Origin of the sequence: Gemmobacter serpentinus (assembly GCF_008973825.1) — a bacterium.
GTDB lineage: Bacteria > Pseudomonadota > Alphaproteobacteria > Rhodobacterales > Rhodobacteraceae > Gemmobacter > Gemmobacter serpentinus.
In genome coordinates, this window is record NZ_WCHR01000006.1 from 36,044 (window position 1) to 50,231 (window position 14,188).

Below are 14,188 nucleotides of genomic sequence, written 5' to 3' on the forward strand. Positions count from 1 at the left end.
AAAGGGGCGCGGATCACGCGCCCCTTTTTCGCATCTATCATGGCGCAAGCGCCGGGCGGATTACTCCGCCTGGCTGTCGGCCAGTTGCGGCTCCGGCGCGTCGACTTCGGCCTCGGTGACCGGGGCAGGGCGCTCTTTCAGCTTGAAGCTGCGCAGGATGAAATCCGGGACATGATCGCCCATGCCCACAACGCGGTCGTCACGCTCATTACGGCGGCGATCATTGTTGCGGTCATGCTGGCGGTCGTTCTGGCGATCATCGCGCCGCCCATCTTCGCGGCGGGTCTCGTCGCGATGGTGATGGCTATGCGGGGCGGAGCCATGGTGATGGACCTGCGGCTTCGGGCCACGATCCTCGCGCCGATCCGAGCTGCGATCCTCGCGCCGGTTGTCCTCGCGGCGTTCGTCCTTCGGGGTCTCGGCCACGGCCTCGCGCGGCACGGTATCGCGATTGTCGCGCTGCGGCTTGCCGCCCTTGCCTTTCGGGCCACGCTCATCGCGGCGTTCGCGCGGCTCACGGGCTTCGGGCATGGCGAAACCTTCCGGCAGCGTGCCGCGCGGAATGGTCTGTTTCACCAGATTTTCGATATTGGTCAGGTATTTCTCGTCAAACGGCGTCGCGATCGAGAAGGCCTTGCCCTTGCGCCCGGCCCGGCCGGTGCGGCCGATGCGGTGAACGTAATCCTCGGGATGCGAGGGCAGATCGAAATTGAACACATGGCTCACGCTTGGGATATCAAGCCCGCGCGCCGCCACGTCAGACGCCACCAGAAGTTGCAGCGATCCATCGCGGAAGCCATCCAGCGTCTTCATCCGCTGCGACTGATCCAGATCGCCATGGATCGGGGCTGCGTTGAAACCATGCGATTTCAGCGATTTGGCCACCACATCCACATCCATCTTGCGATTGCAGAAGATGATGGCATTGGTGCAGGTCTCGCCCTCGGCGCGGATCAGCGCGCGCAACACGGCACGCTTTTCCGCGAAGGAGCGGTCCTTGCGCGAAGGGGTGAACTGGATCAGCGCCTGTTCGATGGTCTCGGAGGTGGTGGATTGGCGTGCCACCTCGATCTTGGCCGGGTTCGACAGGAAGGTCTTGGTGATCCGCTCGATCTCGGGGGCCATGGTGGCCGAAAAGAAGAAGGTCTGCCGGGTGAAGGGGGTCAGGCTGAAGATGCGTTCGATATCGGGGATGAACCCCATGTCGAGCATCCGGTCGGCCTCATCGACCACCATGATCTGCACCCCGGTCAGCAGCAGCTTGCCGCGTTCGAAATGATCGAGCAGGCGGCCCGGGGTCGCGATCAGCACATCGACGCCGCGGTCGATCAGCTTGTCCTGTTCGCCAAAGGCCACGCCGCCAATCAGCAGCGCCTTGGTCAGCTTGGTGTGCTTGGCATAGGTGTCGAAGTTTTCGGCAACTTGCGCGGCCAGTTCGCGCGTCGGGCACAGAACAAGGCTGCGCGGCATCCGGGCGCGGGCGCGGCCCTTGCCCAGCAGCGTGATCATCGGCAACGAGAAGCTCGCGGTCTTGCCGGTGCCGGTCTGCGCGATGCCGAGAACATCCCGGCCTTCCAGCGCGAAGGGAATGGCTTGCGCCTGGATCGGGGTCGGGGTCTCGTAGCCGGTTTCGGCGACGGCTTGCAATACGCGCGGGTCAAGCGCGAGGTCGGAGAATTTGGTCATCAGCGTCCTGTGTCGGCGGGATCGGCCCGCAGAGATCGAGAAGGGGACGCAAGTCATCCGGGCGTCCCGGCGTCAACAGGCCATAAGGGCCCTGATTGGCCGTTATCTGATCCGGGAGGCTGCGTCAAGGTGCAGGCCGTGCCCGCAGCCGTGGCTGCTGCATCATTGTGATGCAAATTGAACGGATTGGGCGAATTTTGGCGCCATCGTTCGAGATTGGCCTGCTGATTGCAATCGCGCTCACAGATGCCCGGTCAAAGATGTCCGGTCAAAGATGGTCGTGATAGGCACCCCAGACCGGCACATGGCCCTCAAACTTCAGGCAATCGCGGCGCATCTGTTGCATGTCGGGCTCCTCCAGCAACTCCACCGCCTTTTCGCGATGCAGCGCGATGGACTGACGGCGCAGCCGCATCAGCTTGCCATTGGCTGCAGCATCCAGCGCCTGCATCCGCGCATGGATGCGTGGCAGATAGGGCTGGATCGACAGATCCTCGACAAAGTTGCGGTTGCGGAAGGCCCAGTATTTCACCCCCACCGTGCGATCATCCTGATGCGCGGAGCCACGCTTGGTTTTCACCAGAAAGCTGGCCAGATCGCGCACGATATAGTGGTTGATCTGCACAAGACTTTGGCCCCCCGGATCGGTGGAGTTGTAATTCTTCACCTGAAAGCTGCCGGCGGCGAGGCCTGAGCCATTGACGATGCGCAGGTGGCCAATCTCTGCTTCGGCCTCCGGCGGCTTGTGGATGCCCGGACGGCTGAACAGGCTGGGTCGGAACAGTGCCTTGTAGGCGTTGAAATGTTCATTATCGGCCATGACGTAATCGGCCATGGTAAAGCGTTCGGCCTGCAGCGCGAAGCCTTGCTGCTTCTTGCCGCTGGAGCCGAACAACCGCCAATTCGCCATCATCAGGTCAAAGGCTGGCGCGGCGGCAATCAGATCTGCCAGCCGCCCGTCGCCCACCTTCACCACCAGCATCTCATCGAGATCGAGCGCCATGGCGTAATCGGCCTGTTTGTAGCTGTCCAGTTCCGCCGCGCGGCCATAGGCCTTGACCTGATGCGCGCCGCGCCGGGCGGGGTTGGGGAAATACCGGATCGCGCCGACCTGCTCGAGCGTCTTCATGATCTCATGCGTCAGATCGTCGGAATCGTTCTGATAAAGCGCGATATCGGTAAAGCCGAGCTCAAGGTGATGGGCCACCCATTCCAGGATATAGGGGCCTTCATTCTTGGCTGTGCCGCAAAGAAATGCGCGGGGCGCGGTCATGGGGACTATCCTGCTATCGGTCTGCGCAATCGTTACATGGCGGAACTATCTGCGCTGTTCTGGACGGAAAATGCGGTTTTGAAAAGGCGTGACAGGGAACCCCGGCGCTGCTTTGCCGTTTGGCCTTTGGTGCGACCCGTGTCAGGATATGGGCCGTCGCGGAAGCAGCCGCAGGCGCGCGGGCATCGCATCAAGAGGCATGAAGGCCTGGAAGCATGAAGGCCAAGAAGCATGAAGGAGCGTGAGAGATGATCGTGAAATCCGGTTCCGCCGTCTGGCGTGGTGGTCTCAAGGATGGCAGCGGCAGCGTCAGCACGCAAAGTGGGGCGCTGATCGATCAGCCTTATGGCTTTGCCACAAGGTTTGAAGGCAAGGCGGGCACCAACCCCGAAGAATTGATCGCCGCCGCCCATGCCAGCTGCTTTTCCATGGCGCTGTCAAACATCCTTGGCCAGAAAGATATCGTGCCCGAGGAGATCGACACCCAGGTCTTCATCACGCTGGAAAACCGCGATGGCGGTTTCGTGGTGACCAAATCGGCACTGGAGGTGGTGATCCATGCCGATGCCGATGAGGCGGTGCTGCTGGAGGCTGCGGCGGTGGCCAAGGCCAATTGCCCGATCTCCAAGCTGCTGAATGCCGAAATCAGCATGGAGGCCCGCAAGGGCTGACGCCATTGAGAGCAGCGCCTGCAAAGGGCTTGGTCCGCTTGGGCCAAGCCCAGAATGGCAAGGTCCAGAATAGCAAGGCATATGGAACTTTGCCCGGCAGGTTCGGTGCAAGGGTTTGGTGGCACGTCGCAGGGATTGCGTGGCACAGAGCGTGGTTTGCAGGCACCGCCAGACTTTGCAGGCACCGCCAGGCAAAGCAGCCGTCAGATAACGCGACTGGACCGCAAGCGCGAATCCAACTCAGCGCAGGCTGATATGCGGTTGCGGGCGATAGCCCGCAGTCAGCACCGCGACAATCGGTGCAGGCGTCAGCACGGTGACATCGGCCGCAGGCAGGGGCTGCGCTGCCGCATAGCCCAACGGCGACCAGAGATGGATCCCGGTTTGCCAAACCAGTGCGGGCTGTTCATCGACAAGGATCATCGTGCCTTGCGGAAGCTGCGCGGCATTGGCGCAATGGAGGCGGGCGCGGTGGCCATGGACGCGGTGGGCGGTCTGGCGTTTGCTGCCGGGGTCGATCCGGGCGGCGTGCAGGGCGCGGTCGATGCCCTTGGCATCCGCCGGGCCAAACAGGCTTTCCCAGATTGATTTGAAGTGCAGATAATCCGCGCGGCGGCATTCGGCGCAGGGGCGGTGACCGGCGGCAAGTGCCTGCGCCTCGTCGTAAAAGAACAGCTCGGTATAGTTGCCCGGCGCCATCAGGGGACGTTTGCGCCCTTTGAAGTCCAGTTTGCAGCAGATCCAGTTCTGATGCCGCCAGCGCGCAGATCCAAGCTGGCGCTGGCCGTCATGTAGGATGCCGCGATTGCCCATCCATTCGCCGCGCCAGCCCGCCGCGACGATCTCGCCATCGGGCTGGACGCGGTTTTGCAGGCTCACGCCATCATTTCCTTGGTGGCGGTCAGCTTGACCTGCGGGTAGTCGCGTTCCACCCGGTCAATGTCCCATTGCAGGCGCGTCAGGAAGACCGCATCGCCATCGTGATCTTCGGCCATATGGCCCTTGTTCACATTGATCAGCTTGTCGAGTTCCGCCTTTGGGCCGGAAATCCAGCGCGCGGATTTGAACTGGCTGGGTTCAAACCGCACCGGCAACCCGTATTCCTGTTCAATGCGGCTGGCCAGCACGTCGAATTGCAGCGCGCCTACGACACCCACGATGAAGCCCGACCCGATCATCGGCTTGAAGACCTTGGCAGCGCCTTCCTCGGCGAATTGCATCAGCGCCTTTTCAAGATGCTTGGCCTTCATCGGATCGCCCGCGCGCACGCCTTGCAGCAGTTCCGGCGCGAAAGAAGGGATGCCGGTGAAACGCAGCTTCTCGCCCTCGGTCAGCGCGTCACCGATGCGCAACTGCCCGTGGTTCGGGATGCCGATGATATCGCCCGCCCAGGCCTCTTCGGCCAGTTCGCGGTCGGCGGCCAGAAACAGCACCGGATTGGTGATCGCCATCGGCTTGCCCGACCGCACATGGGTCAGCTTCATGCCGCGCTCGAAATGGCCCGAGGCCAGACGCACAAAGGCCACGCGGTCGCGGTGCTTGGGGTCCATATTGGCCTGCACCTTGAAAACCACGCCAGTCACGGCGCTTTCCTCGGGCGCGACCTTGCGGCCAGCGGTCGGTTGCGGCTGCGGCTCGGGGCCATAGGTGCCGATACCGTCCATCAATTCTTTTACCCCGAAGGAGTTGATGGCAGAGCCGAACCAGATCGGCGTCATGGAGCCATTGAGCAGCGCCCCGCGGTTAAGGGCGGGCAGCAGCTCGCGCGCCATCTCCAGCTCTTCGCGCAGTTTGGCCAGCAGATCGGCGGGCACATGCTGTTCCAGCAGCGGGTCGTCCAAGCCGTTGATCTGGATCGTCTCGGCCACCCGGTTGCGGTCGGCGCGGTCCATCAGTTCCAGCCGGTCATTCAGGATGTCATAGCAGCCGAGGAAATCACGCCCCGACCCGATGGGCCAGCTAGCGGGCGAGACATCAATGGCGAGGTTCTCCTGAATCTCGTCGATGATTTCGAAGGTGTCGCGCGCCTCGCGGTCCATCTTGTTACAGAAGGTCAGGATCGGCAGATCGCGCAGCCGGCAAACCTCGAACAGTTTGCGGGTCTGGCTTTCCACGCCCTTGGCCCCGTCGATCACCATGATCGCCGCATCCACCGCCGTCAGCGTGCGGTAGGTGTCTTCGGAAAAGTCGCTGTGGCCGGGGGTGTCGACCAGATTGAAGCGGTATTCCCGGAAATCAAAGGACATGGCCGAGGCCGAGACCGAGATGCCGCGATCCTGTTCCATCTTGATGAAGTCCGACCGCGTGCGCCGCGCCTCGCCCTTGGCGCGGACCTGGCCCGCCATCTGGATCGCGCCGCCGAACAGCAGGAACTTTTCGGTCAGCGTGGTCTTGCCGGCGTCGGGGTGTGCGATGATCGCAAACGTCCGGCGGCGGGCGATTTCAGGCGGGAGGGTGGGGCGATTGTCCAGCATGATGCGCGCAATACCGCGCGCGGGCGTTTTGCGCAATGGATCAGGCGGTGGAAGGATGCGCTGAGAGAGGGGGGAGGTGGCCGCAGATCTCAGCGCAGGCCGAAGCGCATGTCCTGAATGACCGAGGGGCAGCAGCGCGCATCATCCGGCCCGTAGGTTTGCAGCGTCAGCACCAGTTGCTGGCCCTCGCGACGGGCCGCCGTGATGCCGCCGGGCAGATCCAGCTTGCGCCAGGGCAGGTGGCCGCCGCCGGGCTGGCCCGCAAAGACCCAGTGATAGAGCACCCAGGCATTGCCGCCTTCGGGAAAGCTGAACGAGGCCTGGATCAGCAGATCGGGCAGGCCGTCATCGGTCAGCTCTCCCTGCCAGACCTGCGCCATATCGAACAGCAGTGGCGTGTCCAGAAGTGGCGGCAGCACCTGCGCCAATGCGTCACTGGGCGTGACCTCGACCAGTTCCTGTGCTGCGGCGACGGGCGGCAGCAGCAGGGCGAGGCAAAGCGGGGCGATCAGGCGCATGGGTTTCTCTGGTTCCGAGGCGGCAAGTGCCGGGATCGTGGCCTGCGCGACAGGGGAGGTCAACGCCCCCTTCACGCGCAATCCGGCCCGCGGTCTGACCCTCGGAAGTCTGACCCGTTGCTGCCTGGCCCTTTCAAGGCTGCGATCAGCGCCCGCCAGAGCCGCGCTTGCGCACCGGATCCAGCGCATCCAGCACCTGACGCCCGGCCTCGGTGCCGAAATGCTGGTTCTGGCTGAGGCCGGGGAAACGCGCCTTCACCTCAGCGGACAGTTCCGGCGGCAGGCGGTTCAGCACGGCCTCCGATACCATCAGGCTTTCGGCGGGGATGCCCTCGGCATAGATGATCTCGTGATGATCAAAGACGAGGCTGAAATAGTCCAGAAACCCGCCTTCGCGGATGAAAACATGTTCATCATCCACAAGATGGCGTGACTGCACCAGCAATTCCGAGGTCCGGGTGCCCGCGACACGCTGGCGCTGATAGAGGAACATGCGGTGTTGTTGGCTGATGATCAGATCGCCCGCATTGCCCATGGCCCCTGCGGTGATGACCACCGGCGCAAAGGCCCCCACCGCGCGCAGCGTGGCGTGGCCGACCCATCGCACCTCTTGCGGGCCGTGGTCGCGGGTCAGCACCCGGTCGCCCGGTGCAAGGCTTTCAATGCTGCGCTGCGATCCGTCCGCCATGGTGATCAGCGTGCCACGCGCGAAGCTGACGCAAAGCAGATCCGACAGCGCGATCTCGTCGGGTGCGTCCTCGATCTTCACCAGCTGATAGCCGATGCCTTCACCCATTGGGGAAAGGGGCAGGGCGTAAAGCCCGGCATCATCGCCCTCCAGCGCCAGAACCAGCAGTTCCACCCGGTTGCCATCATCGCCCATCAGCGTATAGCGGCACAGGATCGTGACCGCGTCGCCGGTCTCGCCCAGATGCGAGCTGGGTGCCACAGCACCGCCCGCAACCGTCAGGCGCAAGGCAGTGGCGCCACGTTCCAACTCATAGACATCGCCGGGGCAGGCCTCATCCGGGCCCGACAGCGCCTCACCCATATTCACGCCATGCGCGACAAAGATCAGATCCGCCGGAAAGACCATACAGGCCTGTCCGGGGGATGGCTGATCGGTCTGCGGGCTCATCTTGATCGTCTCCGTTCGGGATGCCGGGGTTCTATCCCCTGAATTCGCACAAGAATACAGCAAAAATCCGGCAGTCCCGTGCCAAGCCACGGGCAGGGTGGCACTTTCGCCCGCTCTTTGCCTCGGCTAGCATCGCGGGGACATGGGCACAGGAGATGCGAAATGGATCTGGGAATTCGGGGCAAGCGGGCGCTGGTGTGTGCGGGGTCCAAGGGCCTGGGGCGCGGCTGCGCCGAGGCGCTGGCAGAGGCCGGGGTGGATCTGGTGCTGAACGCCCGCGGGGCCGAGGCGCTGGAGACCACGGCGCAGGCGATCCGAGACCGTTTCAATGTCGCCGTGACCACGGTTGCGGGTGATATCACCACGGAACCGGGCCGGGCCGAGGTGCTGGCGGCCGCAGGCGCGGTGGATATCCTTGTCACCAATGCGGGCGGCCCGCCGCCGGGGATGTGGAGCGATTGGGATCGCGAGGATTTCATCCGCGCGCTGGACGCCAATATGCTGACGCCGATTGCCTTGATGAAGGCGCTGCTGCCGGGGATGATTGCCCAAGGCTGGGGCCGGGTGATCAACATCACCTCCGCCTCTGTTCGCTCGCCCATCGGCGTGCTGGGCCTGTCGAACAGCGCGCGGGCGGGCCTGACCGGCTATGTCGCGGGCACTTCGCGGCAGGTGGCACCGCATGGGGTGACCATCAACAACCTGCTGCCCGGCATCCATGATACCGACCGGGCGACCGCTCTCGACAGCGGTGTCATGCAGGCGCAGGGTATCGACCGCGAGACGGCGCGGGCGCAACGCATGGCGGGGATTCCGGCGCGTCGCTATGGCACGGCGGCAGAATTTGGCGCGGCTTGCGCCTTTCTGGCCTCGCAACATGCGGGCTTCATGGTGGGGCAGAACATCTTGCTGGATGGCGGAGCCTTCAACGCAACCGTATAGGGCGGCGCATCGAAGCTGCTGGGATCGGCCTGCTTGCCGTTGCGGCTGGCGGGCGGGGCTTGCGCAGGTGGGCGCGGTTTGTTAGGCGGGATATCCGATGGTTTCACTCGGCCATCGGTCTGCCCGACCTTCGGGCGCTTTCCGGCCTTCAGGCCCCGTCCATGGCCAGCTTTTGCCGGGCCAGAGCACGTTCCCCGGTCGGCAACCCATGGCCGGCCTGTGATCTTTAGCGGATACCAAGATGCAGCAACCGCCCCGCCTTGTCGTTGACGCCCTGAGCCGCAGCTTCGGGGGGCGCCGCGTGGTCGAGGATGTCTCGCTCACCATCGCGCCGGGGCAGGTGACCTGCCTGCTCGGGCCGTCCGGTTGTGGCAAATCCACCACCTTGCGGATGATTGCCGGGGTGGAAACCGCCGATCAAGGCCGGGTGGTGATCGATGGTGACACGGTGGTGGGGCCGGGCGTGCATGTGCCGCCCGAGGCGCGCGGCATCGGACTGATGTTTCAGGATTTCGCGCTGTTCCCGCATCTGAGCGTGGCGCGCAATGTGGGCTTCGGCTTGAAGGGCGACGCACAGGCCCGGCAGGCCCGGGTTGATGAACTGCTGGAGAAGGTCAATCTTGCGGGCTATGGCCAAAAGCACCCGCACGAGCTGTCGGGGGGCGAGCAACAGCGCGTGGCGCTGGCCCGTGCCTTGGCACCCCGCCCGCGCCTCATGTTGATGGACGAGCCATTTTCCGGCCTCGATAACCGTCTGCGCGATGGTATCCGCGACAGCACCTTGGAGGTGTTGAAGGCTGAAGGCGCGGCGGTGTTGCTGGTCACGCATGAACCCGACGAGGCGCTGCGCATGGCCGATGAGATCGCGCTGATGCGGGATGGGCGCATCGTGCAGCGCGGCGCGCCCTATAACCTGTACAACAGCCCGACGGATCGCGCAGCCGCGGCCTTTTTCAGCGATATCAATGTGATCGAAGGTGTGTCGCGCGGGGCCTTGACCGAGACGCCCTTTGGACGCTTCCTGACGCCGGGCCATGCTGATGGTGCGAAGGTGGAGATCGTGATCCGCCCGCAGCATCTGAAGATCGATTTCGACCGCGCAGGGCGTGGGCCGCATCCGACCGAACTGGAGGGCACGCCCGCGCGTGGCACCGTTTTGCGCGCGCGCTTTCTGGGGCGCGAAAGCCTTGTCGAATTCGCGATGGACTTTCAGGGCGCGCGGCTGACCGCTGCGGTGCCGGGCGTCTTCCTGCCCAAGCCCGGCACGGTGCTGTGGCTGATGATCCGGCGCGATCGCTGCTTCGTCTTTGCGGCCTGAGGGCGCAAGACCCAGATGCGGAAAGCCCTGCCAGCCGGACCAGCGTTATATGCCCGCCTGCTGGGCTGCGCGAAAATCGGCAAGTTCGCGCCCCGGTTCTGGCGCGAAATGTTCCCCGGTTTCCTGAATCGCCACGATCCGGTCCAGCCGGAAGCTGCGAAAGCCGCCGCGCGTTTCGCACCAGGCCGCCAATGTCCAGACCCGCCCGGCCAGATCCAGCAGCAATGGCCGGATTTCGCGATGGCTTTCCTGGCCCGTGACGTCGATATAGGTGATCGACAGCCGCGCCCGGGCACGGATCGCGTGGCGTAACAGCGGCATATGCGGCATGGCCCGCGTCGCCTGATCGCCGGTGAAGACAAAGATGTCATCCGCCTCGGCCTCTGGGGCGGCGGGCAGGACGGCGGCGATCTTGGCGGCCAGACTGCGGGCCGCGCGCGCCATCGCCGCATCCTCGCCGCGCGCCACCATGCGCATCCCAAGGCGCAACGCATCCATTTCGGCACTGGTCAGGATCATCGGCGGCAGGGTGGTGGGCGCGCGCAGGATGTAGCCAACGCCGCGCTCGCCCTCGAGCGGCAGGCCCGAGGCCATCAGCGCCCCGGTGTCCCGCCAGATCGTGCGGACCGAGACCCCCAGCCGATCCGCCAGTTCTGCCGCGCGATGCAGCCGCCCGTCGCGCAGGATCTGGATCAGTTCGAACAGGCGGTCATTGCGGCGCATGGGGCAAACCTGACGCGGGCGGCGGCGCAGGTCAACTGCCGTGCAAGCGGAGTGCGCGGATTTCTCGGCTTGACGATGATCTGTGATCGCAATGGACGTTGCCGCTGAACCTGGAGGTTACGGTGCCGCCCTGAATCATCACATCTTCTGTGATTATCTGATTGTTATATATTATGAAAATCAGGCCTTCGTGCGAGGGTTGGCGGCCCCGATCTCGGTAAGAAATGCGTCGCGTCGCATTGGCTATCTGCCTTCTCGCCAGACTTTCACTGATAGGGCAACTGACATATAGCTGTCAGCAAGCTGCCTGCGATCCCTGCCTTGTGCATTGCGCAAGCATCCGGGCGGCGTCAGGTTCATGAGCCAGAACAGGCCGCAGGCTTGACACATCGTTTCAGGCGGGGACACCGCCTTTCAAGGAGACCGTCATGGGACGTTTCGGACCGTTGGAAATCATCATCATCGCCATCGTGCTGCTGGTCCTGTTTGGGCGCGGCAAGATCTCGAACCTGATGGGCGAGGTCGGCAAGGGCATCACCGCCTTCAAGAAAGGGGTGAAGGACAGCGCGCAGGAGATTGACACTGCCGCAGCGGATGCCGCGCGCGATGTGACGCCCGAGGCCAAGGCTGCAGAGGCCAAGGACAAGGTGTGAACTGCGGCGCGCGGAAGGGCTGAACCATGCTGGATATCGGCTGGAGCGAGCTGGTCCTGATCGGGATCGTCGCCTTGATCGTGGTGGGCCCGAAGGACCTGCCGCGGATGTTCCACACTTTGGGGCGCTTCACCGGCAAGCTGCGCGGCATGGCCCGCGAGTTCCAGTCGGCGATGAACGATGCCGCGCGCGAGACCGGCTTTGACGAGATGCGCCGGGATATGGGCGATCTGGTCTCGAAGAAAAGTCTGGGCCTTGATGCGCTCGAATCGGCGGCCAGCAAGTTCGAGCAATGGGACCCGACGAAGCCGCGCAGCCCGGCCCCCCCGGCCGTTGCTGCGGCTGCCGCCGCTGACACGACGGATGAGGCGGAGGCCGATGCCGATCTGATCGCGGAACTGGCGGACAGCGCCGCGCAGGTGGCATCGCCTGTTCAGGGCAGCCCGAAACCGATGACACCGCCGGTGATACCTGCCCAGGTCTCGCCTGCGCCCGCCACGCCGGTGGCGCTGACACCTGCTCCGGTGACGCCGGCTGAGCCTGCGGCCAAGCCCGCGCCGAAACGCGCAGCGGCCAAGAAGGCACCCTCTGAAGTTCCGTCTGAGGCCCCGACCAAGGGGGCGGCCAAAGCCGCGAAAACCGCGGTGAAGACGGGTGCCGCGCCCGCTGCCAAACCCGTGAAAAAGACCACGGCTGCGGCTGCCCCGAAGGCCGCAGCGAAAAAGGCCGACCCGAAAGCTGCGCCGAAACCGCGCACCAAGACTGCCAAGTCTGCCCCCAAGACCGAGTGAAAGACTGATCCATGTCCGACGACACGCTTGACGATTCCGCAGCCCCGCTGGTTGAGCATCTGGCCGAGCTGCGCAAGCGGCTGATCTGGGCGGTTCTGGCCTTCATCGTGGCGATGTTTGCGGTCTATCCCTTCGCGATGAATGTCTTCAACTTTCTGGCCAAGCCGATCTGTCAGGCGCTGGCGGATGGTGGGCAGGATTGCCTGTTGCAGTTGATTTCGCCGCAGGAGGGCTTTTTCGTCGCGATCAACATCTCGCTGTTCGGGGCGTTGGTGCTGTCCTTCCCGGTCATCGGGTTCCAGCTTTGGCGTTTCGTCGCGCCCGGCCTTTACAAATCCGAAAAGAATGCGCTGCTGCCTTTCCTGATCGCCTCGCCGGTGATGTTCTTCATGGGCGCGCTGTTTGCCTATTACGTCGTGCTGCCAATGGCGTTCGGCTTCTTCCTGACCTTCCAGCAGATCGGACAGGAAAGTGCGGGCGCGGTCGCATCCGGCGCGGGGGACGCGGTGGCGGGTGCGGCTGCAACGGCAGGCGATGCGCCACTTCCGGGGATCGTGTTCCAGGGGTCGGCACAGGAATATCTGGGCCTTACGATGAAATTCGTGCTGTCCTTTGGCCTGTGTTTCCAATTGCCGGTGCTGCTGGTGCTGCTGGGCAAGGCGGGGATCGTGACCTCCAAGGGGCTTGCGGGCTTCCGCAAATACGCCTTTGTCGCCATTCTGATCCTGGCGGCCATCGCCACACCCCCGGATGTGATCAGCCAGATCATCCTGTTCAGCGCCGTTTACCCGCTTTACGAGGTGGCCGTGGTTCTGATCCGCATGATCGAGAAGAAACGCGAGGCGAAGTTGCGGGCCGAAGGCCTGTGGGAAGAGGAAGACGAGGAATGACCGATCTGTCGGTGGCGGCGCTGGCCCGCATCGCCGAGGCGCTGGAGCGGATCTCGCCGCCCGCGCCGCCCGCCCCGGATGTGACCGGGGCCGAGGCCTTTGTCTGGCATACCGGCCCCGACCGGCTGGAGCCGGTGGCGAAGGTCTCGCGCATCGCGCTGGATCTGTTGGTCGGTGTGAACCGGGCGCGCGACACGCTTTACGAGAATACCCTGCATTTCGCGCGCGGCCTGCCTGCCAATAACGCGCTGCTCTGGGGGGCGCGCGGCATGGGGAAATCCAGCATCGTCAAGGCGGTTCATGCCGTGGTCCGGGCCGAGGGGCATGATCTGAAGCTGGTGGAACTGGCGCGCGAGGACCTGCCTTCGGTGGGGCGGCTGCTGAACGTGCTGCGCGCGGCCGATGCGCGCTTCGTGCTGTTCTGCGACGATCTGTCCTTCAGCCATGATGACCAGCATTACAAAAGCCTGAAGGCGGTGCTGGATGGCGGGCTAGAGGGGCGGCCCGAGAATGTGATCCTTTACGCCACCTCGAACCGCCGCCACCTGATGCCGCGCGACATGATCGAGAATGAACGGTCCTCGGCCATCAGCCCGTCGGAGGCGGTGGAGGAGAAGGTGTCGCTGTCGGATCGCTTCGGGCTGTGGCTGGGCTTCCATCCCTGCAGTCAGGACGAATATCTGGCAATGATCGATGGCTATTGCGCCCAATGGGGGGTGAAGGTCGCGCCCGAGCGGTTGCGCGCCGAGGCCATCGAATGGCAGGCCACGCGCGGAGCGCGGTCTGGCCGTGTCGCCTGGCAGTTCTTCACCGATCTGGCCGCGCGTGAAGGCGTGCGGATTTCCTGAAACGGGCGCGCTTTGTCGGGGGGATCGACCCCCCAACAAAGCGGCTGCCGCGCGCGGGGTTTGAGGCCTCGCGCGGGGTTAAAGGTGCCTCCGGCGGGAGTATTTGGGCAAGCAGCAAATGGCAGGGCTTGTCTTGCGGCGTGATGTTCGGCGAGCGTGATGTTCGGCTGGGCGGGATGGCCGGGCGCGAGAGCATGATCAGGCGGGTGCGCGGCGGTTGCGGGGAAATGGAAAAGGCCGGGGAGGGGATCCCCGGCCTTTCT

The 14,188-nt window shown here is 64.3% G+C and carries 14 protein-coding genes; 7 read left to right on the forward strand and 7 right to left on the reverse strand.

All coding sequences use genetic code 11. The annotated features are described in order from the left end of the window. Positions 1-60: 60 nt before the first annotated feature. Together GBJ34_RS04215 and GBJ34_RS04220 are read right to left on the reverse strand one after the other, a co-directional pair. Complete coding sequence (locus GBJ34_RS04215; RefSeq protein ID WP_151718025.1) at positions 61-1,686, reverse strand: DEAD/DEAH box helicase; 1,626 nt, start codon at positions 1,684-1,686, stop codon at positions 61-63. Between the two features lie 268 nt (positions 1,687-1,954). Beyond that, positions 1,955-2,959, reverse strand: coding sequence for a glycosyltransferase family 2 protein (locus tag GBJ34_RS04220; RefSeq protein WP_151718026.1), 1,005 nt, complete (start codon positions 2,957-2,959; stop codon positions 1,955-1,957). Positions 2,960-3,207: 248 nt separating this feature from the next. On the opposite strand from GBJ34_RS04220, the gene GBJ34_RS04225 reads away from it, so the two are divergent. Beyond that, positions 3,208-3,630, forward strand: a complete 423-nt coding sequence (locus GBJ34_RS04225) for an OsmC family protein (RefSeq protein ID WP_151718027.1) — start codon at positions 3,208-3,210, stop codon at positions 3,628-3,630. A 240-nt stretch (positions 3,631-3,870) separates the two neighbouring features. Here GBJ34_RS04225 and GBJ34_RS04230 read toward each other — a convergent pair whose 3' ends face one another. The 4 genes from GBJ34_RS04230 to GBJ34_RS04245 all read right to left on the reverse strand — a co-directional run bounded on the left by GBJ34_RS04230 (position 3,871) and on the right by GBJ34_RS04245 (position 7,760). Continuing rightward, positions 3,871-4,509 (reverse strand): hypothetical protein, encoded by a 639-nt coding sequence (locus tag GBJ34_RS04230; RefSeq protein WP_151718028.1) that lies wholly within the window; start codon positions 4,507-4,509, stop codon positions 3,871-3,873. Further along, on the reverse strand, positions 4,506-6,104 hold the full coding sequence (locus GBJ34_RS04235) for a peptide chain release factor 3 (protein ID WP_151718029.1): 1,599 nt from the start codon (positions 6,102-6,104) through the stop codon (positions 4,506-4,508). Before GBJ34_RS04235 ends, GBJ34_RS04230 begins: the two co-directional genes overlap by 4 nt. Before the next feature lie 89 nt (positions 6,105-6,193). Beyond that, a complete protein-coding gene (locus GBJ34_RS04240; protein ID WP_151718030.1) occupies positions 6,194-6,685 on the reverse strand; it encodes a hypothetical protein in 492 nt (163 codons plus the stop codon). Positions 6,686-6,767: 82 nt separating this feature from the next. Then, on the reverse strand, positions 6,768-7,760 hold the full coding sequence (locus tag GBJ34_RS04245) for a Hint domain-containing protein (protein WP_226341038.1): 993 nt from the start codon (positions 7,758-7,760) through the stop codon (positions 6,768-6,770). A 162-nt stretch (positions 7,761-7,922) separates the two neighbouring features. On the opposite strand from GBJ34_RS04245, the gene GBJ34_RS04250 reads away from it, so the two are divergent. Together GBJ34_RS04250 and GBJ34_RS04255 are read left to right on the forward strand one after the other, a co-directional pair. After that, the gene (locus GBJ34_RS04250; RefSeq protein WP_151718031.1) at positions 7,923-8,702 is read left to right on the forward strand and encodes an SDR family oxidoreductase; all 780 of its coding nucleotides are present in this window, start codon (positions 7,923-7,925) and stop codon (positions 8,700-8,702) included. A gap of 241 nt (positions 8,703-8,943) precedes the next feature. Next, complete coding sequence (locus GBJ34_RS04255) at positions 8,944-10,020, forward strand: ABC transporter ATP-binding protein (RefSeq protein ID WP_151718032.1); 1,077 nt, start codon at positions 8,944-8,946, stop codon at positions 10,018-10,020. Between the two features lie 45 nt (positions 10,021-10,065). Here GBJ34_RS04255 and GBJ34_RS04260 read toward each other — a convergent pair whose 3' ends face one another. Continuing rightward, positions 10,066-10,743 carry a helix-turn-helix transcriptional regulator gene (locus GBJ34_RS04260; protein WP_151718033.1) on the reverse strand — a complete coding sequence of 226 codons (678 nt, stop codon included), beginning with the start codon at positions 10,741-10,743 and terminating at the stop codon, positions 10,066-10,068. Positions 10,744-11,171: 428 nt separating this feature from the next. Between GBJ34_RS04260 and tatA the strand changes: the two genes are divergently transcribed. Genes tatA through GBJ34_RS04280 form a run of 4 tightly spaced genes read left to right on the forward strand, consistent with a single transcriptional unit; the run spans position 11,172 to position 13,925 of the window. Beyond that, the gene (tatA, locus tag GBJ34_RS04265) at positions 11,172-11,396 is read left to right on the forward strand and encodes a twin-arginine translocase TatA/TatE family subunit (protein ID WP_151718034.1); all 225 of its coding nucleotides are present in this window, start codon (positions 11,172-11,174) and stop codon (positions 11,394-11,396) included. 26 nt (positions 11,397-11,422) lie between these two features. Continuing rightward, positions 11,423-12,187: a Sec-independent protein translocase protein TatB gene (tatB, locus tag GBJ34_RS04270; protein WP_151718035.1), complete on the forward strand. Its 765-nt coding sequence runs from the start codon at positions 11,423-11,425 to the stop codon at positions 12,185-12,187. Positions 12,188-12,198: 11 nt separating this feature from the next. Next, positions 12,199-13,077, forward strand: a complete 879-nt coding sequence (gene tatC / locus GBJ34_RS04275) for a twin-arginine translocase subunit TatC (protein ID WP_151718036.1) — start codon at positions 12,199-12,201, stop codon at positions 13,075-13,077. After that, positions 13,074-13,925, forward strand: a complete 852-nt coding sequence (locus GBJ34_RS04280; RefSeq protein ID WP_192931106.1) for an ATP-binding protein — start codon at positions 13,074-13,076, stop codon at positions 13,923-13,925. Before tatC ends, GBJ34_RS04280 begins: the two co-directional genes overlap by 4 nt. Positions 13,926-14,188 lie beyond the last annotated feature (263 nt).

Bases quoted from the DNA above. Each gene is read 5' to 3' on its own strand.
- GBJ34_RS04215 (WP_151718025.1), bottom strand. From the start codon at position 1,686: ATGACCAAATTCTCCGACCTCGCGCTTGACCCGCGCGTATTGCAAGCC.
- GBJ34_RS04220 (WP_151718026.1), bottom strand. From the start codon at position 2,959: ATGACCGCGCCCCGCGCATTTCTTTGCGGCACAGCCAAGAATGAAGGC.
- GBJ34_RS04225 (WP_151718027.1), top strand. From the start codon at position 3,208: ATGATCGTGAAATCCGGTTCCGCCGTCTGGCGTGGTGGTCTCAAGGAT.
- GBJ34_RS04235 (WP_151718029.1), bottom strand. From the start codon at position 6,104: ATGCTGGACAATCGCCCCACCCTCCCGCCTGAAATCGCCCGCCGCCGG.
- GBJ34_RS04245 (WP_226341038.1), bottom strand. From the start codon at position 7,760: ATGAGCCCGCAGACCGATCAGCCATCCCCCGGACAGGCCTGTATGGTC.
- GBJ34_RS04250 (WP_151718031.1), top strand. From the start codon at position 7,923: ATGGATCTGGGAATTCGGGGCAAGCGGGCGCTGGTGTGTGCGGGGTCC.
- GBJ34_RS04255 (WP_151718032.1), top strand. From the start codon at position 8,944: ATGCAGCAACCGCCCCGCCTTGTCGTTGACGCCCTGAGCCGCAGCTTC.
- GBJ34_RS04260 (WP_151718033.1), bottom strand. From the start codon at position 10,743: ATGCGCCGCAATGACCGCCTGTTCGAACTGATCCAGATCCTGCGCGAC.
- tatA (WP_151718034.1), top strand. From the start codon at position 11,172: ATGGGACGTTTCGGACCGTTGGAAATCATCATCATCGCCATCGTGCTG.
- tatB (WP_151718035.1), top strand. From the start codon at position 11,423: ATGCTGGATATCGGCTGGAGCGAGCTGGTCCTGATCGGGATCGTCGCC.
- tatC (WP_151718036.1), top strand. From the start codon at position 12,199: ATGTCCGACGACACGCTTGACGATTCCGCAGCCCCGCTGGTTGAGCAT.
- GBJ34_RS04280 (WP_192931106.1), top strand. From the start codon at position 13,074: ATGACCGATCTGTCGGTGGCGGCGCTGGCCCGCATCGCCGAGGCGCTG.